This window comes from Erwinia tracheiphila, assembly GCF_021365465.1.
GTDB lineage: Bacteria > Pseudomonadota > Gammaproteobacteria > Enterobacterales > Enterobacteriaceae > Erwinia > Erwinia tracheiphila.
In genome coordinates, this window is sequence record NZ_CP089932.1 from 871,258 (window position 1) to 890,313 (window position 19,056).

14 protein-coding genes and 5 pseudogenes are annotated in these 19,056 nt (G+C 47.1%); 12 read left to right on the top strand and 7 right to left on the bottom strand.

Annotated elements, in window-relative coordinates:
- Positions 1-166: 166 nt before the first annotated feature.
- Positions 167-901 (top strand): tol-pal system-associated acyl-CoA thioesterase, encoded by a 735-nt coding sequence (gene exbB, locus LU633_RS04440; protein WP_016190436.1) that lies wholly within the window; start codon positions 167-169, stop codon positions 899-901.
- Positions 902-906: 5 nt separating this feature from the next.
- Complete coding sequence (exbD, locus tag LU633_RS04445) at positions 907-1,329, top strand: TonB system transport protein ExbD (protein ID WP_016190435.1); 423 nt, start codon at positions 907-909, stop codon at positions 1,327-1,329.
- A 263-nt stretch (positions 1,330-1,592) separates the two neighbouring features.
- Here the strand turns inward: exbD and tcuC are convergent, their stop codons facing one another.
- A complete protein-coding gene (gene tcuC / locus LU633_RS04450; RefSeq protein ID WP_016190434.1) occupies positions 1,593-2,906 on the bottom strand; it encodes an MFS transporter in 1,314 nt (437 codons plus the stop codon).
- Between the two features lie 310 nt (positions 2,907-3,216).
- On the opposite strand from tcuC, the pseudogene LU633_RS04455 reads away from it, so the two are divergent.
- Both LU633_RS04455 and LU633_RS04460 read left to right on the top strand, forming a co-directional pair.
- Positions 3,217-4,086, top strand: a pseudogene (locus tag LU633_RS04455) (SDR family oxidoreductase).
- A 120-nt stretch (positions 4,087-4,206) separates the two neighbouring features.
- Positions 4,207-5,598 (top strand): annotated as a pseudogene (locus tag LU633_RS04460) (aminotransferase-like domain-containing protein).
- Here the strand turns inward: LU633_RS04460 and LU633_RS04465 are convergent.
- Positions 5,572-6,051 (bottom strand): annotated as a pseudogene (locus LU633_RS04465) (YlaC family protein). The pseudogenes LU633_RS04460 and LU633_RS04465 sit on opposite strands and share 27 nt — an antisense overlap.
- 207 nt (positions 6,052-6,258) lie before the next feature.
- Between LU633_RS04465 and LU633_RS04470 the strand changes: the two are divergent.
- The gene (locus tag LU633_RS04470) at positions 6,259-7,248 is read left to right on the top strand and encodes a lysozyme inhibitor LprI family protein (protein WP_016190430.1); all 990 of its coding nucleotides are present in this window, start codon (positions 6,259-6,261) and stop codon (positions 7,246-7,248) included.
- Between the two features lie 924 nt (positions 7,249-8,172).
- Here LU633_RS04470 and LU633_RS04475 read toward each other — a convergent pair.
- Positions 8,173-9,381 (bottom strand): IS256 family transposase, encoded by a 1,209-nt coding sequence (locus LU633_RS04475; protein ID WP_046371917.1) that lies wholly within the window; start codon positions 9,379-9,381, stop codon positions 8,173-8,175.
- A 633-nt stretch (positions 9,382-10,014) separates the two neighbouring features.
- Here LU633_RS04475 and LU633_RS04480 point away from each other — a divergent pair.
- On the top strand, positions 10,015-11,052 hold the full coding sequence (locus LU633_RS04480; protein WP_016190429.1) for a sigma-54 interaction domain-containing protein: 1,038 nt from the start codon (positions 10,015-10,017) through the stop codon (positions 11,050-11,052).
- Positions 11,053-11,126: 74 nt separating this feature from the next.
- Here the strand turns inward: LU633_RS04480 and LU633_RS04485 are convergent, their stop codons facing one another.
- The 4 genes from LU633_RS04485 to LU633_RS04500 all read right to left on the bottom strand — a co-directional run bounded on the left by LU633_RS04485 (position 11,127) and on the right by LU633_RS04500 (position 13,167).
- Positions 11,127-11,303: a hypothetical protein gene (locus LU633_RS04485; RefSeq protein WP_157275220.1), complete on the bottom strand. Its 177-nt coding sequence runs from the start codon at positions 11,301-11,303 to the stop codon at positions 11,127-11,129.
- Between the two features lie 78 nt (positions 11,304-11,381).
- A complete protein-coding gene (locus tag LU633_RS04490) occupies positions 11,382-11,717 on the bottom strand; it encodes a hypothetical protein (protein ID WP_016190428.1) in 336 nt (111 codons plus the stop codon).
- 57 nt (positions 11,718-11,774) lie between these two features.
- Positions 11,775-12,206, bottom strand: a complete 432-nt coding sequence (locus LU633_RS04495) for a hypothetical protein (RefSeq protein ID WP_016190427.1) — start codon at positions 12,204-12,206, stop codon at positions 11,775-11,777.
- Complete coding sequence (locus LU633_RS04500) at positions 12,151-13,167, bottom strand: winged helix-turn-helix domain-containing protein (RefSeq protein WP_051124339.1); 1,017 nt, start codon at positions 13,165-13,167, stop codon at positions 12,151-12,153. The genes LU633_RS04495 and LU633_RS04500 overlap by 56 nt, the downstream gene beginning before the upstream one ends.
- Before the next feature lie 858 nt (positions 13,168-14,025).
- On the opposite strand from LU633_RS04500, the gene LU633_RS04505 reads away from it, so the two are divergent.
- The 6 genes and pseudogenes from LU633_RS04505 to LU633_RS04530 all read left to right on the top strand — a co-directional run.
- Entirely contained in the window at positions 14,026-14,493 is a 468-nt protein-coding gene (locus tag LU633_RS04505) for a hypothetical protein (protein ID WP_152664254.1), read from the top strand.
- Positions 14,493-15,191, top strand: a complete 699-nt coding sequence (locus LU633_RS04510) for a FliA/WhiG family RNA polymerase sigma factor (protein ID WP_016190424.1) — start codon at positions 14,493-14,495, stop codon at positions 15,189-15,191. The genes LU633_RS04505 and LU633_RS04510 overlap by 1 nt, the downstream gene beginning before the upstream one ends.
- A 401-nt stretch (positions 15,192-15,592) precedes the next feature.
- Complete coding sequence (tnpA, locus tag LU633_RS04515) at positions 15,593-15,952, top strand: IS200/IS605 family transposase (protein ID WP_233482022.1); 360 nt, start codon at positions 15,593-15,595, stop codon at positions 15,950-15,952.
- Positions 15,953-16,191: 239 nt separating this feature from the next.
- Positions 16,192-16,770 carry a cupin domain-containing protein gene (locus tag LU633_RS04520; protein WP_016190422.1) on the top strand — a complete coding sequence of 193 codons (579 nt, stop codon included), beginning with the start codon at positions 16,192-16,194 and terminating at the stop codon, positions 16,768-16,770.
- Positions 16,771-16,951: 181 nt separating this feature from the next.
- A pseudogene (locus tag LU633_RS04525) lies at positions 16,952-18,357 on the top strand (circularly permuted type 2 ATP-grasp protein).
- Positions 18,351-19,056: pseudogene (locus LU633_RS04530) on the top strand (alpha-E domain-containing protein); the annotation flags it as partial. The pseudogenes LU633_RS04525 and LU633_RS04530, both read left to right, overlap by 7 nt.

Consider the following 19,056-nt stretch of genomic DNA (forward strand, 5'->3'; position numbering starts at 1 on the left):
GCCAACGAGATAATTGATAAGATTTAGCAAAACGTTAATGCCAAATTTTACTGAAATTCTAAAATCGGTGGCTTTTGGCCAAATAGTAATGATAACCACTATCAATTAGAGATTAATTTGGTATGATTTGCGCAAGTTTTTATCCGTTCTTCGTTGGAGAGACAGCGTGACGAATGATTTGATGCAGACGGATCTCTCCGTCTGGGGCATGTACCATCATGCAGATATCGTGGTTAAAGTGGTAATGATTGGTCTGCTGCTGGCGTCGGTTGTGACCTGGACTATTTTTTTCAGCAAAAGTGCGGAAATGAGTTCGGCAAAGCGGCGCCTGAAGCGCGAACAGCTGGCCCTCGCCAGCGCCAGTTCTCTGCAGGAAGCGTCTGACACCTGTGAAGGCTTCTCTGCTAACAGTCAGACCCGCCAGTTGCTCAATGAAGCTGAAAATGAGCGCCTGCTGTCGCAAGGATCGGACGACAACGATGGCATCAAAGAGCGCACGGCTTTCCGACTGGAGCGTCGCGTGGCGTTTTTTGGGCGTCAGGCTGGGCGCGGCAATGGGTTTCTGGCGACCATTGGTGCCATTGCCCCCTTTGTTGGTCTGTTTGGTACAGTATGGGGCATCATGAACAGCTTTATTGGTATTGCCCAGACTCAGACCACTAACCTTGCGGTTGTTGCACCAGGTATCGCAGAAGCTTTGCTGGCAACGGCTATCGGGTTAGTTGCGGCAATACCTGCGGTTGTGATTTATAACGTTTTTACCCGTACTATCGGCAGCTACAAAGCGATGTTGGGCGATATTGCCGCTCAGGTTCTACTGCTTCAAAGCCGCGATCTGGACCTTGCTGCGAGCAATATGAGTCAGCGCGCTGCATCGACACAAAAATTGCGGGTGGGATAAGCACGATGGCCATGCGATTAAATGAAGATCCTGATAGCAACGGTGAGATGCACGAGATCAATGTGACGCCCTTTATCGACGTGATGTTGGTACTACTGATTATCTTTATGGTCGCTGCGCCGTTGGCAACAGTGGATGTGCGTGTCAACCTGCCTGCCTCGACCAGTGCACCTCAACCCCGCCCTGAGAAGCCTGTATATCTCTCCATCAAAGCAGATAAGCAGTTATTTATAGGCAATGATGAGGTTAATGCGGTATCACTTGTGGATAAGTTGGAGGCTGAAACTCACGGCGATAAAGACACCACCATTTTTTTCCAGGCCGATAAGTCAGTAGATTATGAAACGCTGATGGGCGTAATGGACAAGTTGCGCCAGGCCGGTTATCTGAAGATTGGTCTGGTGGGGATGGAAACCACTGCTAAATAAATGCCGCAGTGCTTTCACCGGGGGGCGATGTTGTCGTATCAGGTTTCAGGAGGCAACTTTCTGTTTTCAAAATGATTTATACCTGATGCTCATTTATTATTTAAACAACGATGTTACGAATTATCTTCCTGAATATATTGAAACAATTCCGTTAATTCACCTTATCGCAAACAATAAAAGACCACTCTACAGAGTGGTCTTTTATTGCTTACCTACTGAGAAATGTATTTCAGCAACAGCATTTTCCTGCTGTGATTTCTGGTTTACACCGCCGGTATCAGTTGATGCTTTGCCTGATACTGACGAACCAGCCTTTTGATGATCATCGTGCCTGCCAAACCACATACTGCGGCAAAAGTGAGCCACACTCCCGGCATTGCTTTATCACCAGTGGTATGAATCAGATAGCTGGAGATAGCTGGTGTAAAGCCACCAAAGAGCGCGGTTGCAAGGCTGTAAGCCAGAGAAAATCCGGTAGCACGAACTTCGGCTGGCATCACTTCTGCCAGATAAACCACCATTGCACCGTTATAGCTGGCATACAGGAAAGAGAGCCATAGCTCTGCAATCAACAGGTGATTAAAGCTCGGGGAGCCAACCAGCCAGTGCAGGACTGGCCAGACGGTGGCAATCATCAGCACGGTAAACAGAATCAGCAGGGGACGGCGTCCGTAGCGATCCGAAACCGCGCCCATAATAGGGAGCCAGATCAGATTCGACAGACCGACACAGAGCGTGACGAAAAAGCTCTGTTTATCACTCATCATCAGCACCGTTTTGCCGAAAGTGGGCGTAAAAGCGGTAATCATGTAGAACATCACCGTGGTCGTCACCACCATCAGCATGCCTGCCAGTATCAGCGCCCAGTTACTGGCCACTGAGCGGAGAATCTGCCTCATAGTGGGGTGAACTTTACGCTGGTTGAATGCTTCTGTTTCTTCCAGCATGGTGCGGATCCAAAACAGGAAAGGCACAATCATACAGCCGACAAAAAATGGTATACGCCAGCCCCAGTCTGTCACCTGATCTTTTGACAGGAAATGATTCAGTCCAAGACCGAGAAGGGCAGCGAAAATAACAGCAATTTGCTGGCTACCTGACTGCCAGCTTACAAAGAACCCCTTGCGGTTTTTAGGCGCTATTTCAGCAAGGTATATCGAAACGCCACCCAGTTCGACACCGGCAGAAAAGCCCTGCAGCAGACGACCAAGTAGAATCAAAATCGGTGCGGCGCTACCCAGTGTTTGATAGCCCGGCACCAGTGCGATAGTCAATGTGCCTAATGCCATCAGACTGAGAGTAAGCAGCAACCCTTTACGACGGCCATGGTGGTCAATATAAGAACCAAGGACAATAGCGCCAAGTGGACGCATTAAGAAGCCCGCCCCAAAGGTCATTAGCGTCAGCATCAATGAAGCAAAGGGATCATCGCCGGGAAAAAAAGTCTTGGAAATGGCAGTGGCGTAGTAACCAAATACCATGAAATCATACATTTCCAGAAAATTACCGCTGGTCACGTTGAAGATGGTTTTAGCATTACCCTGAGGTTTTTTGGGAGAGGACGTTAACGCAGTCATACAGCTTCCTTTGTGTTTTTTTTCATTTCTAGCTCAGACTACGATTTTTTAATGTGATATGTCTCACCCTCATCACACTATGGTCTTTTACGCTGACAACAAAAAATTAACATATTAAAATATCTCTTAATTTTTATTTTTTTAAATTTAAATTCTTTTCAATTAATTTTAATTAGAATTTCTACCTTATTTTTTTCACACAGGCTTTAATTTGTTAAAAAACTCTAAAACTGGACGTATTATCGTGTTCTGCCAAGCTTAAATTACTCGTATTATTCAGGTAGAAGTTACCGTGGCAGACCAGTACAAAATGCAAAATCCTCTTACTCAATATTATGCGGGTGAGTATCCGAAACAGCGCCAGGCGTTCAGGCCGAGATGCAACCACTCCCGGACTGCGGTGAAAAAACCTATCGTGGCAGCAAGCGTCTTGAAGGTCGACAGGCGTTGGTAACAGGTGTGGATTCGGTTATTGGGCGCGCTGTGGTGATCGCTTATGCCAGAGTAAGGTGCCGATGTCGCCCTCTCTATATATCTGGCAGGTGAGCAGAAAGATGCGGAAGACGTAGCCAGCCTGATCCTCGAAGCAGGACGTAAGGTTGTATTACTGCCGGGTGATATTAGTGATGAGCAAATCAGCACGCAACTGGTTGCCGATGGCCATCATCAACTGTGGGACTGGATATTTTGGCGTTGGTCGCAGTAAAATCGGTCGCTGTAGAAGACATTGCGGATCTGACCCACCGAGCAGTTCCGTAAAACGTATGATACTAACGTCATGTCACGGTTCTGGATTACTAAAGCAGCATTGCGGTACCTGCCGGCAGGCAGCAGTATCACCACCACCTTATCCATCCAGGTATACCAGCCCAGTCCTCATTTGCTTAACTATGCTTCGACCAAAGCGGCGATTGTTAATTACACTCGGGGGCTGGCAAAACAGGTAGCTGAAAAGGGAATTCGCGTGAACTGTGTTGCACCTGGCCCAGTCCGGACACCTCTTCAGATTGCCAGTGGGTAAACTCAGGAAAATATTTTAAAATTCGGCCAGCAAACGCCCCTGAAGCGTGCAGGCCAGCCTGCTGAACTGGCCGACGTGTATGTTTATCTGGCCTCGCAGGAATCAAGTTACGTCACTGCTGAAGTGCATGGCGTGACCGATGGCCATCATCCCGGGTAATGGACAGCGTATGTGCAAATCGGACAAATATCCGTCTGCCGCATGCCCTGGCTGTTGTCATCATAATTAATGGAAGCGTTATAATGGATGACAAATTCCTGCTATGCGTTTGTCACTGTTATGACTCAATATCCGCAACTCATTGATCGATTCCGGCAGCAGATATCTTCGGAAATCTGCTGCCGTGCCAAAAACTTCCCTCTCTGCGTGAGCAGGTGGTGCAAAGTGGCATGAGTCTGATGACAGTACTTCACGCTTACCACGTGCTGGAAAGTCAGGGCGTTATTATTTCGCGTCCGCAATCAGGCTATTTTGTTGCGTCTCACGTCGAGTTGAATCCTCGCCCTGCCCGCCATCAGAAAGTGCAGCTTATCGAATTTGTTGATATTAATGGATTCATCTTTGATGTTTTACAGTCCTGCCGCAATCCGCATATTGTGCCCTTTGGCTCCGCCTTTCCCGACCCCGAACTTTTTCCTCAGCGCCAGCTTATGCGTTCCCTGACAGTTGTATCGCATTCACTGAAACCCGTTGATCTCCTCAATAACCTGCCGCCCGGCAATGAGGCATTACGCCATGCAGGGGATGCAGGTTTCCCCGGAAGAAATCGTTATCACTAACGGCGCGATGGAAGCGTTAAACCTGAGCATGCAGGCAATCACTGAGCCAGGTGACTGGGTAGTCATTGAGAATCCCTGCTTTTACGGTACGTTACAGGTTATTGAGCGGCTAAAGCTGAAAGTGGTCGCCATTGTCACCGATCCTCACCATGGAATGGACCTGCAAGAGCCGGAAAATGCACTGGTTTGCTGGCTGGTTAAAGCCTGTTGGATGATGAGCAATCAGCAAAATCCGGTTGGTTACACCCTAAGCAAAGAGAAGTAGCAGCAGCTGGCGACACTGTTGGAAAAACATCAGGTCACGTTGATTGAGGATGATGTTTACAGCGAACTCTATTTTGGCCAGGAAAAACCGTTACCAGCAAAAGCATTCGATCGGCACGACAACATACTGCACTGTTCGTCGTTTTCAAAAAATTTGGTCGCCGGTTTCCGGGGCGGCTGGGTGGCCACAGGCAAACATGCCCGGCGAATTCATCGTTTGCAACTGATGATCACCATCTCCACCAGTGCACCAATGCAACTGGCAGTGGCTAATTATCTGTCTACCCGCAGTTATGACAGCCACTTACGTCGGTTGCGCCAGAAGTTTGCACAGCGTAAAAATCAGGCCCGCCATGCGTTGAAACGCCATCTGCCGAATGATGCGCGGATCAATGGCTAACAGGGTGGTTACTTTTTATGGATAGCGCTACCAGAAAAGATCAATGTCACTGAACTTTACTATCGGGCGCTCCGCCACAACATCAGCATTGCTCCCGGAAAAATGTTTTCCTCCGGCGAGCAGTATGCAAACTATTTTCGCTTTAATACCGCATGGGAATGGGGTGAGCAGCAGGAGAATGCCGTGGCGTTACTGGGTGCGTTAATTGTGCAAATGCTGGCCGAATGATTCGCTCCTGAGGCAACATAGCCAGACAAGAGAAGCCCGCTGCTGCCCCCAGGTGAGATGACAGACATCGTAAAAATCCACTTCGCCCTTTTGTGCCAGTAGTTTTTGTATTCCCTGTTTAATACGCACTGGCACGGCGGTATCGCTGAACATATCCTCAATTGCCTGTTGCGAAAGTGCGCGCACGTAATACCACTCACCGTTGTAGCAGACCCGCAGTTCGAGGGTATCAATATCTTCAAAACGATAGCGTGGATTAATATCCAGCAACATTAACCCGCTCATTAGCAAAACAAAAAAAATTGCTCCCTCAAAACGCTGGCCAGCCCAGGAATTCGGCAGTGAAAATGAGTGCCACGGTCAGGCCATTGAGGCCCGGAACCCGGGATGATTTTTAAGGAAAGAAAAACTGAATCGTGGTCGATTATCACGCTGTTCTCTCCTGTTCAGCATTTCAATTTCACGCAGCAGAATTTGTTTAACGTTGTCCACGTAGAATCTCCCCAAAAAATAATGGACTCAGTGAACTATAAATTGCGGATAAACAGCAGTCACAGTCAGGTTAAATAAAGCTATAACAGTCAGGGAGTCGGCAGGAAGTTATGCGGCTAACAAGCCATAATTCATCACTTTGTGGAAAATTCCCTTCAGGCAGGATTAATGAAACTGATTATCAAATGTTTTCTTGTGATGATTGTATTGTGGGGTGCCACGCCTGCATGGGCAATTGAATGCGCCAGGGCATCAACGATTGTGGAGAGTACCATTTGCGGTTCTCCCCAACTGAAGTGGCTGGATAGTGTTCTCAATAACGCTTACCGCAGCGTTATGCAGGAAGATGACCCGCAAGATGTTAATAAAACAATGCAGGAATGGTTGCATTCACGTAATGCCTGTACCAGTAGTCATTGCCTGCGTTGGGCCTACCTTCAGGGTATTGGACTGCTATATAACAGCCCGGCCTCTTTTCCCTGGGCTGGTGAGTGGTGGAACATCACGGCTACACACGGTAATGGCGGACGTCTTATTCTCGATAATGTTAACCAGTGGACGTTTGATTTTAATGCCAGTACCTGGGGAGGAACCTACAAATCAAACCTGAATGGCAATGCCCGGCTGTTTTGGGGGGTGGGATTTGACGATCATATCAAGTGGGGCGGGGGTTGTACGGTAATCTTTATTCCGCATCCGGACGGCAGGATTACCGTCAGCAGTGATAACCTCGGGAGCTGTAAGTTGCTCATGCCGGGTGGGATGGCGATAGACGGCATTTATCAGAAAGCAGAGAAGGACCCTCGTCCTCCGGCAACGCTACTGTCAGTGGGGATCTTTCCCTCAAAAGCTCTGGATGACCATTTTCGTCAGCTGGTTGGCAAAGATTATCAATGGTTTGTCAGCGTCGCGAACAACATCACCTATGCTGTCGATGAGGACAACATGAATGCCACCGTGGTGACGCTGGCGGTGAAAGGTGATGCCAGCCGGCGTGCTGCAATAATCATGTTTACCGCCGATGGCAGAATATGGACTTCATGGGTAACGCCGGACATCAATAAAAAAGGTGGGGTGCTACTCCATTACATTACTACGGAAAAAGATCGGAAAAACCTGCCGAAAACGATAAGCCGCTGGTGTGCGCTGTTTAGTTAGTCTGTGTTAACAGCAGGTGACCGTTTTTTCAAAGGGCATGGAGACGAGAGGTGCAACAGGGTGTGACTGGTGTCGCTGTATGATGAGCCGGAGGTCCTGATGACAGATAAATAGCGGCGGGTACGCAAGGGAAAGTAAAATTTGAAGCAGCGTTTTTCCACAAGGATAAAGAGAGACAGACCTGATAATCCGCAGCATTTCAGTGAAGTGCTGTTCGACACAGAACTTTTCCGGTTCTTAAGCCGCGATAATTTTACCAGCAGGATATCTCAGTTATGCTTTTGATCGCCTTGCAAGCGGTGTTGCTGGTGTTATGGTCGAGCAGTCTCAGGGGGTGCATTGTGCATCAAAAAAAGTAAACCCGACAGTAAGAAATTCTCAGCAAGAGGAGTGAATCTGATAGCGTGTCACAAAAGCGAAAGTGAATAAACAACATGTTGGGAATAATAAAATTTTGCAATAAGATTCAGACTCACCACCGTTAACCGTCATTAGAATCGAACGACGATGCCGTGGAAATAAAGATAGAACGATAATTAAGAGTGCACAGATAACGAACTGTGTACACACACGGATGGTTCAGATAGCAATATTTCAACAGGTTAATTTTATCAGATTGTTTTTCTGACGTTTAACATCAATAGTTGAGATTATTTCATTATGATGATGAAGTGAGGCTTTAGCTGAATTCAGTTAATTCCATGTATGATAAAACAGAAAGGAATGTTCTGTAACTGTAAAGGAAGAACCTGGAATAGACGATATTCAGCAGAGGTATTGGATATTTCTCCCTTTATCGGTTAGTTATCATTTCGTCCTGTGACAGGCCTTTTCTGCAAAAGTGGAGTTATATTTTATTCAATTTGAGTGAATTGTAATCCTTTTAATTGACCCTGTAAATAATTCTGTGTATCTGCCACCGTATTAAAGGTGATCGCTCAGGCGGTCACCAAACTCGATAATAAAGCGACTCATTGCCAGCCGCCAGTTCTGGATCGGCATACTCCATTTTTTCGAGGCCGACTGGATTGCCAGATATATCACCTTGCGCACTGAGTCATCTGTCGGGAACACTTTGCGTTTCTTTATCGCTGCCCGGATAACGCTGTTCAGCGACTCGATGGCATTCGTGGTGTAGATAGCCTTACGTATATCTGGTGGATAACCAAAGAACGTATTGAGATTTTCCCAGTGTGCACGCCAGCTTTTGCTGATTTGCGGATATTTGTCGTCCCAGACATCAGCGAACTTATCCAGGGCCATCAGCGCTGCTGCTTCTGTCGGAGCCTGATAAACCGCTTTCAGACCGCCAGTAACGGCTTTATAGTCCTTCCATGACACGTATTTCAGGCTGTTGCGTACCATGTGAATAATGCACAACTGGATATGCGTCTGCGGGTACACGCTGTTTATCGCATCCGGAAAGCCCTTAAGGCCATCCACGCAGGCAATCAGGATATCCTGGAGACCTCGATTCTTCAGCTCAGTCAGCACGCTGAGCCAGAACTTCGCACCTTCATTTTCTGCGAGCCACATGCCCAGTAATTCTTTCTGGCCTTCGGTGTTAATACCCAGAGCAAGGAATACGGCTTTGTTAATTACAGTGCCACTGTGGCGAACTTTTACGACAATACAGTCAAGATAAACAATGGGATACAGAGCATCCAGCGGACGGTTTTGCCACTCAGATACCTGCTCTTTCACCGCATCAGTGACTTTCGATATCAGCGTGGGTGAGACGTCCGCATCGTACATTTCTTTGAAGGTGGCGACAATCTCCCGGGTGGTCATGCCTTTTGCATACAACGACAGGATCTGACTGTCCATCTGCGTAATACGTGTCTGATTTTTCTTAATAAGCTGAGGTTCGAAGGTGCTTTCACGATCACGTGGTGTACTGATTTCAATCTCACCATCGTCGCACAACAACGTTTTTGACGAATAACCATTGCGGGTATTTGAGCCTGTTTTGGGTGCGTTCTTTTCGTGTCCGATGTGGTCAGTCAGCTCAGCATTGAGCGCAGTTTCAACTGTAAGCTTCGTCAGCATGCGGGAAAACTGGTTGAGATCGGCTTCGGTTTTCAGCCCCTTAGCCAGTTCAGCCGCAAGGGCTTTGAGTCTTTTTTCGTCCATAATTACCTGTCTCCGTTATCGAAATGAAGATATCAAAAACAGGCAGATACACAATTTAAATTACAGGCTCTTTTAATTTTCTTATTTTACTCAGATTGGGTCTGGGCTGTTCATATTTGATGAAGATTTTCTTTAATAAATGGTTGTTGATTAAATCGGGTAATGATTTCTTGTCGAAAATTTTATCAGGCGCTCATGCAAAATATTTTCTTAAGTCAACTTAATAACTATCAGAAAATGATTATCAGTGCTTTTTCATTGCTTAACTTATCAATCGCATCCATTTTATTTCATAATAATAACATGTTGTAACCTAAAGAATTAATAATTAAATGCTAATCCCTTAAGTAAATAATATAAAAATGATTATTAATTTATTAATGATTCTTTCTGGAGGTGTATTTCGCATCGTAACTGGCTGATAAATATAATTTTATATTTTAATATACTATTAAAATTAAGAAGCCTGGTCCTTAAGGTGTATGCTTTCCTCTATTGTGATGGGGAGGCCGTTAGTTTTTAATGAATTAATGTCGCTGCTCAGTATGAATAATTAATCATATCTTCCGCACATTGCCTCTGGCCAGATATCAGCGGAATAATGTTAAGTATTAACCTGTGAGATAAGCCAAAATGCAAGTGAAAAGAAAAATTTCGGATCGTAATGAGTTCTATCATGTTGCGCATTCATCAGCCAGTAAGAAGCTGTTATCACTTGCACGACGGTTGGCAAAAATAAATGTCCCTGTGTTGATAACAGGTGAAACAGGAACAGGAAAAGAATGTGTGGCGAAATATATTCATCACCATGCTTTTTCTTATGATGCACCTTATATTGGCGTAAACTGTGCGGCAATCCCTGAAAATATGCTCGAGGCTATTTTATTCGGCTACGAAAAAGGTGCTTTTACCGGTGCGATAAGCAGTCAGCCCGGAAAGTTTGAACTGGCAAATGGTGGAACGCTCCTGCTTGATGAAATAGGCGATATGCCAATAGCGTTGCAGGCGAAACTATTACGTGTTTTGCAGGAAAAAAGAGTGGAACGGTTGGGCAGTCATAAATCTGTTCCGCTGAATATTCGTCTGATTACCGCGACGAATAAAGATCTTAATGTGGAAATTGCACAAGGACGTTTTCGGCAGGATCTTTTTTATCGGCTTTCCGTGGTACCAGTTCCGCTTACACCTCTGCGAGAAAGAAAGGAAGATATTCTTCCCCTAACCGAATTATTTATTGAGAAATACCGCACTTTTTCCAACAACCATCCCAGGCTAACACCGCAGGCACGCAGTGCGCTGTTAGCCTGGGATTGGCCAGGCAACGTGCGTGAGCTGGAAAATGCTGTGCAGCGAGGCCTGATTATGAGTGAAAACGGATTGCTTGATGCTGACTGCTTCAGCCTTGTAGCCCCGAAGGCTGAAGGTATTTCGGCACCAGAATGCATTGAAAATAACCCGGTGAGGCAATGCGGAAAACAGGCAGAATTCCAGTACATTGCGGATTTGTTAAAATATCATGAAGGTAATAAATCGCGCACTGCCGCCTCGCTGGGCATCACACCGCGTGCGCTGCGTTATCGTCTTGCCAGCATGCGTGAACAGGGCTTCACTGATGCTATGAATGTTTCTGCCCAGAAAAATTGCCGTAGTACGGAGTCTGCTCCTTTATAGTGGTCTGGCTTTAGCACGTTATCCGATATGTCTTGCCATCAGCCATGCTTACGTGAGAATAATAAACCACCCGATTAGCGACGATAATAATTCAGCATGGCGCAGGCAAGCATATCGCTATCCAGTGGCAATTCGTGATTGTCCAGAGCTACTCGCATGGCAGCGATCGCAACGATATCCACATCCATTATGTTATGCAGAATCGGCAGTGTAGGGCCTGGATGCCCACTTAGTTCTGTTTCACGCTGCATGTGGAAATTTTTACCCCTGACGCAGTCGGTAGAGAAAATGGCGGCGGCGTCGGATCGCTTTATTCATTAAAATTAGCATCATTGGTCAACAGCCTTTCGGATTTGATCGCGTTCTTGCATATCATGGCGTTCAGGCAATGATTGCTGACTATACTGGTGAGAAAAAGGGGATGCTTCAGCTGGCAAAGTCCGCTTGTACAGTGTCATCACATGCGATGTGATTTTAGACAAAGGTATCCTGCGACTGAAAGTGAAAGGTGTTACACAGTCGCGAAAATAACGGCTTTTGCGCATAATCTGCAGAAAACAGGCCATCTTCTCTACGGCATTGCTTCTGTGTTGTATCCGCTGCTGCTTTAACCGGGATTGTTCCGGGTAATGTGCAACGATCCCAGCAATCCATGCTGTTTTCATCTTTTATCCTTGCTTGTCTTCGTTCACCTGTAAAAAGCGGCATGTCAGATAAAAAAATTAAATTCTTCTTTTTTTTATTGGTGCGCCTGAGCCTGATATATGGCTGATGATCAATCCTGAGGGGGTGATAGTTACATTGCCACCCGGATAGCTAACGCTGTTCAACATTATACTCTGGCGTTGGAGGTAGCCCAACGTATTGGCAATTAGCAGATCATTGTCTTTTCCCGGCATTGAAATGAATTTGTAGCTGTACAACATCCCCTGAGGTGTGACCTTCTCCAGCGTCATACGTAAGGTTATTTGCATTCGGTTGTCGTCGGGATTAAACAATTTCATCAAGATAGCGTTCGGGCTGATATCAAAGTGTGGATTATAAAGTTCACTACTTTTCGACAGTAAATCGTAATAGCCCAGTTGCAAATTGATGTTGTTAGCGTTCTGGCTGAATAACCCTGACGCTTTCAGTCTGGGAGTGAGCAGATCCATTATTAGCGTCGCTCCGGTGAGGGTCAGCGTCAGAGCCATCAGGCCGATCGATGCAGTTTGCCATTTCATTGATTTTTCGCTCCGTTTCTCGATAGATCAGGGTGTTGAGTTGCGCGGCATTACTACGAAACTGGGTAATATTCATTGCCAGCTGGCGGTGATCGCAGGGACTGCTGACGACCAGTGTATACTTTAGCGTGCTACTGGTTGTCGAATAGAAAACCTGCATTGTCATGTGTCGTGCAATGAGCAGGTCGTTCAGTGCAAACAAAGTCGCGTTTAACATGCCGGGAATATCTTCACTAATCATCTGTGCGTCATTCAAACGGTTTAGAGAAAAAAGTCTGATTTGGCTGTAAAGCTGAAGCTGCTGTTCTGTCAGGCGATCCGGGTTTTTTCCTGAATGACTCAATGACAGAAATCCTGCGACCAATACTAATAGTATGGCCTGACCCAGGCACATCCAGCGCCAGAAATGCTGGCGTTTGTCCTTCATCTGCTCTGTTAATCGCAGGCTTTCCCGCTGTGAGGCTCTTTGCCATTCTTCACGTGCATAAGGGCGTGTAGCAAAGGCGTCTTCTGTGCCGGAAGAAAGCGTATGTTCCGACATCTTATTGTCAGGATGTTGCCCATCAATACCGAACTCACAGAATTCGGCTTCGAGGATGTAGCCCTTTTTAGGAATGGTTTTAATAATACGCTGTTGTTTACCATCATCTTCCAGCGCCCAGCGCAGAGCATGAACAGCATTAGGCAGACTATTGTTACCAATGACTCGGCGTTCCCATACCAGCGTGTTCAATTCGCCACGGGTCAGAATTTGCCCGGCGTGTTCGACCAGCACCAGCAGCAGCTTAAATTGATATTCACCCAGGCGACGTTGTTCACCGGTTTTTTGGTGAATTAATGAGCCGGAAGCAATATCAATCAACCAGTGATTAATAACACAGTGTGAGCTCATAAGATGTACGACCATATTCCAGCCAGGAAATAATGGGAGAGTAATAACTCCATCGGATTAACCTGACCCATTGACATATTCAGCAGGCAATCTACCACATCCATGCTTATTATTGTCTCTTATTTTTTATTTTCATCTATATTCAGTTAGGGAGGCATCGCCTTCGGGAAGCGGTAATGTTTTACTGTTGTTGTGCTAATGTTGTCTATACTATTTTGAACAAAAAGTCATCCGCGAAAGCTGATTTTTATATCCAGCATTAATAAGGGTGAAAATGATTTAGTCTGTTTTAATGATGCAAATTATGAGGTTTTCTTTCATTTATTCGCAGGCAGTGTGCGATATATCTTTTCTCAAACTGGTATTAATTTAAAAAACCTTTTATTCATCGGGACAGAATAATCTCTTCTTTTTTTGCAACTTATAGCGGCCCGTTTCATACAATCATGAAGGTTTTCGCAATGACCTCACAGTTTTAGCGCGTGTTAATCAACGCTTTTCTTTAACCCGCATTTGTTCAACTAAAAGAGGTTTTTTTCCTCCCAATGGCGAGTTATTTCCGCACGGGCGGAAGTATTCCTTCCGCTGAAAATTTCAACTGTATGAATAATATATATTTTTATTCTGGCATGACCCTTGCAAGCAATAAGTAAGCTGAATGCAGTTTGAATCCGCCGCGCTGCATAAAAACGTCAAGTAAAGAAAGTCGCCCGGCTAATCAGGCACAACAGCATCATGGTGTCGGCAGAAAATCAGAGCGGAAGTCACCGCCCGTATCTGTGATATCGACAGTCGATACTCACCAGTGCGCCATCGGCAGTTCGCACTGAAGGCACAATACTGATAAAGGTTTCTTCGATGAAAAAAAGATCTTTTTTCCTTATTTCGCTACCGGCGCGTTCTGGCGCAATAGCCAGCGCCATACTAGCGATCAGTGGCATCCATTATATGCCTGTCGCGGAAAATGCCACATCTCCCTTTGCTTTCCTGACAGCCTCTCGCAAAGAGCATAAATTGCAGTATGTCGGGGTGAATAACTTGGTGGTGTCCTTCAGTTACGCCCATTTCGATGAATATTGTTTGTTACAGGCTTTGACACTGACCAGCCATTATCCGCTGCGCTCGCAGTGGGCGGAAAACAGTCTGCCGATAAGCAAAGATTCTCCCGTCAATATCTCCGGTTCTCTTACGGCTGGCGAGTTACCTCGCATTACTCTCACAGAACTGCGCGAGTTAATGCTGAAAAGATATCAGTCAGGCTTAAACGCCCTCAACCTGGCGATGGCTTTCGCCGATTTCAGTCAGTCAAAAAGGGTGATGAAGTAATGGCACAGCAGGAAATATTAAACGAATTACTGCCTCTCACCCAGACAGAAGAGAGCCATTATGTGCAGCAATGGCTTCCATTGGTTAAACGTATTGTTCGCCAACTTTCGCCACAGGCAAACAGCATGATTGGCCTGGAGGATATTGAGCAGATTGCATTAATGGGGTTACTGGAATCCCTTCGGCGCTATGGCAAGCCTGATGAACAGTTTGCTGGTTATGCAGCGCAGCGTATCCGTGGTGCCGTACTGGATCAATTCCGTCTGCACGACTGGAGACCCCGAAGCCTGCGGCAAAAAACACATAAAGCGAATGATGCCATTCGCGACATGTCGCGTAGCCTGGGGCGTGAGCCCACGCCGCAAGAAGTATGTGAGCAATTAAAGATGAGTGTTGAAGATTATCAGGAGCATCTTTTGCTCGACACGGCCAGTACGATGGAGAGTCTCGACCTGCTGCTGTCAGGGGAAGGTATGGACGGCATTATTGCCGGGCGGCGACTGGAAGATGAAATCGAAATACAGCGTACACTGACGAAGGCTATTGACTCACTGGACGAGCGGGAAAAAGTCATCCTCAGCCTTTATTACAAGCAGGGTTTAAGCCTGAAAGAGATTGCCATCATCCTCGATCTTACCCAAGCCAGAGTATGCCAGTTAAACAAACGTATTAGCGAAAAAATTATGATGTTCTTCTGATACGGTCGGGTAAAAACTAGGGGCAAACCGCCAGTTTCAGCTCAGGATTCAATTGGTGCTGACTTCCTGTATTAATGCTTTCTTGAGCATGTCAAGGGCGCCTGATCTGGACGGTTATTGGCTCCTCCAGTAAGGGACGCTCCCAGCCCTGTTCTCTTAAGAATGCCATTATTAGCCCGGTCAGAGGCACCTTCATATCCACCAAATTCCTGTGTGATGCAGTATCACATTTTATCCCTGCATGAACACCACCTCCTGTGGAGGTGGTCAGCAATAAACTGGCTCTGCCAGTCATGCTACTCATGGGAAAATCCGAATCTGTTATCCACATAACTTCCAGGGATTTAACCATGAGCAGATTCCAGAAAGCATCTCATGTGCCCTGATGTTGTCAATATCATATCGTATGGACACCCAGGTACCGGTTTCGCATCCTCAGGAACAATGTTGGTAAAGAGGTCTGTAAGCAGATAAGGATCTCAGGTGAGCAGCCCGGGATAGAAGTAGTGGAGCTGAATGTCCAGACAGACCATGTCCCTTTGCGGGTAAAAGTGCCTCCATGGCTTTCGATTTCCCATGTAACAGGCGACTTAAAGGGTAAAACAGCCCTTCGATTGTTCAATAAATTTCCCTGCCTGCGTAAGAACAAGCAGTGGGGGAATGATTTTTGGGCAAGAGGTTATTGTGTCGATACCGTAGGTATAAACGAAGAAATGATAATAAAGTACGTGAAGTATCAGGAAAAACATGAAGTTGAATAGAGCCAGCTTCCACTGAAAGCAGTGTGAAGGGAAGGCTCTCTGAGTCTGGACTTAGTGCGCCCCTGTCGGGCGAAATCAATGCCACCTGCTATGCAGGTGTTTTTTTACTTGGCTAGCTACCTGAATTTACAGCGTTGTGTGATCAAAATCAGCTACGGGGGATTGCAACTTTGTCAGCAAGTGCCACAATTAATTAACAAGTTTTTTTAAACCTGCCACCAGTCAACAGGAGACGCCGTATGTTGCCCCATGCTGGTAGTTTGCTCGCTATGATGTCTTTTGCGGCTGTCACTTTTTCCGCCGGAACGTCAACCAATCCACAGTACATGACCTTCCAGCCGGCGAACGGCCTCCCTAATAATCCTCTGCCTTTGATCATCTACCCTCAGGTTGTCCCTGAAGGCGTGGAAGACGTTGCTCATTATTTTGAAGATCTTTTTGCCCGCCATCACTGGCTGCCGGGCTGGCGCAATCCCGTCTATCTTTATACCCATTACCATCCAAATGCGCATGAGCTATTGGGGATCAGTGAAGGGTGGGCGCAAATTTTGTTTGGTGGTGAAACGGGCCGTGCCGTAACGCTAAATATGGGCGATGCGGTACTTATTCCAGCTGGTGTCGGGCATCAGCAGCTCGCCTCCAGCGAGGATTTTTTTGCCGTCGGTGCTTATCCACGCGGTATTCAGCCTGAAACCCGTCGTGACGATCCTGAATGGTTTGAACAGTCTCTTGCCGAGATTGCCCGTGTGCCAATGCCGCAAGCCGATCCCATCACCGGAGAAGCGGGGGCAGTGACGGAGATCTGGCATCCCTTGTAGCTGTTGTAAATCTTTGCGCACCGTAACGGTGCGCGTCACACGTATTCCAGGGATGGCATGCTCTGCCACGATGACCTCCGAAAGCCATATGGCCATTAGACAGCCCTTCCCTGTGGTGGGGCGAATGCTGGCACGCTTTGTGCGGAATTCTGCTGAGTTCACCAACAGCAAAAGGGAAATCATGAATCAAAGCTATCAATCAGCTTCACCGTTTTATGATGAAATGCTGCTGGGTAATGGTCAGTATTGCTCACATTATCGTGACTATCGGTTATGGCTCAAACAGGCAGACCAACACACGGTTGCCCGCAAGCAGGACGAAGCCGAACTACTGTTTCATCGTGTCGGAATCACCTTTAACGTTTATGGTCAGGACGGCGGCGCGGAGTGATGGATCCATTTTGACAGCGTGCCGAGCATTATCCCAGCCAGCGAATGGCGCACCTGGATAAGGGGGTATACGTCAGAGGGTGCAGGCGCTCAATGCGTTCCTTTATAATATTTATCATCAGCAACATATTCTTAAGGTAAATATTATTCCGGCTGAACAGGTGCGGGTTAACGATCAGTATCAGCCCTGCATGCAAGGGCTGAATTTGCATCGTGATATTTACGCGCATATCTGCGGGGTGGATATGGTGCGTAACAGCGACGGCGAATATTACTTGCTTGAGGATAATCTGCGCACGCCACCCGGCGTCTCTTACATGCTGGAAAACCGCAAAATGATGATGTGGCTCTACCCGGAACTGTTTGCCCGGCAGAGCATCGCGCCAGTTGAACGCTATCCGTCTCACCTGCTGCAAACGCTACGGGAAAGCTCACAGGTAAACGATCCAGTGGTGGTCTTGACGCCGGGTGTTTCAACAATACCTATTTCGAGTACAGCTTTTTAGCGCAGCAGATGGGCGTGGAGCTGGTGGAGAGCGCCGATCTTTTTGTAAAGAGTGATGATGCGCACCACCGCCGGACCTTGCAAGGTGGGTGTTATCTACTACCGGGTGGATGATGCCTTTCTTGACCCGCTCGCGTTTCGTGCAGATTCTATGCTTGGTGTGACAGGTTTGCTGTCAGTTTATCGGGTGGGGCATGTGGTTCTGGCAAATGCCATTGGTATTGGCGTGGCAGATTATAAATCCATCTATCTGTACGTGCCCGACATGATCACATTTTACCTTAATGAAGCTCCTATTTTGAACAACATCCCCACCTGGCAATGTCGCCGTCCCGATGAGCTGTCCTGGGTACTGGCTAATCTGCCAACGCTGGTGGTGAAAGAAGTGCATGGTGCCGGAGGATATGGTATGTTAATTGGGCCAGTTGCCAGTCAGAAGGCGCTTGATGCATTCCGTAACCTGCGATTTGCCCGACCAGAAAACTATATTGCCCAAAACACGCTGACGCTCTCCACCTGCCCGACTTTTGCGGCATATCGATTTGCGGCCTTATGTCCTTAGCGGAGCGGAAATCCGCCTTGTTCCGGGTGGGCTAACGTGTGTGGCATTGACGGAAGGTTCACTGGTGGTGAACTCGTCCCAGGGCGGCGGAACGAAAGATACCTGGGTGCTGGAGGATGACGTATGTTAAGCCGCACAGCCAGTGGCCTGTACTGGATGGCGCATTATCTGGAGCGCGCTGAAAACATTGCCCATGTGCTGAATGGTAACCAACCGGATGTCGCTGATGCAGGTACGCAGCCGTTCTGATGACGAACTGCGGGTGCTACTTAATCTGACGTTAACCTCCGGGCTGTTCTGGACGCTGAACGATCGCCTTGCGATGCCGCAGCTGTTCTCCTTTTTCGTGCTTGACGATCGCAATCCCAGCAGCATTTTTTGCTGTTGGGAATCGGCCTGGAACAATGCCCATGCCGTGCGCGGAAGCCTCTCTTCGGAAATATGGGAAAGCATTAATTCCAGCCGGATCGAATTACACAAGCTGCGTCGTAAGGGAATAAACAGCAGCGGGGAAGATGCCTTTTTTGATCGGGCTAAAGAATGGTCGCACCTGTTTCGCGGCGCGATGTTTGGCACGCTGATGCGTGGTGACGCCATGAGTTTTATTCGCCTGGGCACGTTGCTGGAACGTGCTGACTGTACGGCAAGACTACTCGATGTCACGCGCTACCTCAGCGAACAGGATGATGATTCCGTACGGGAATATTATCGTCTTGATACCCTGTTGCACATGGTTTCTGCCTGCGAAGCCTGCCACACGATATATCGACAACAACTGGCCAGTGACAGCGTCAACGACATGTTGATTCTGCGTGAAGAAAGTCCGCGC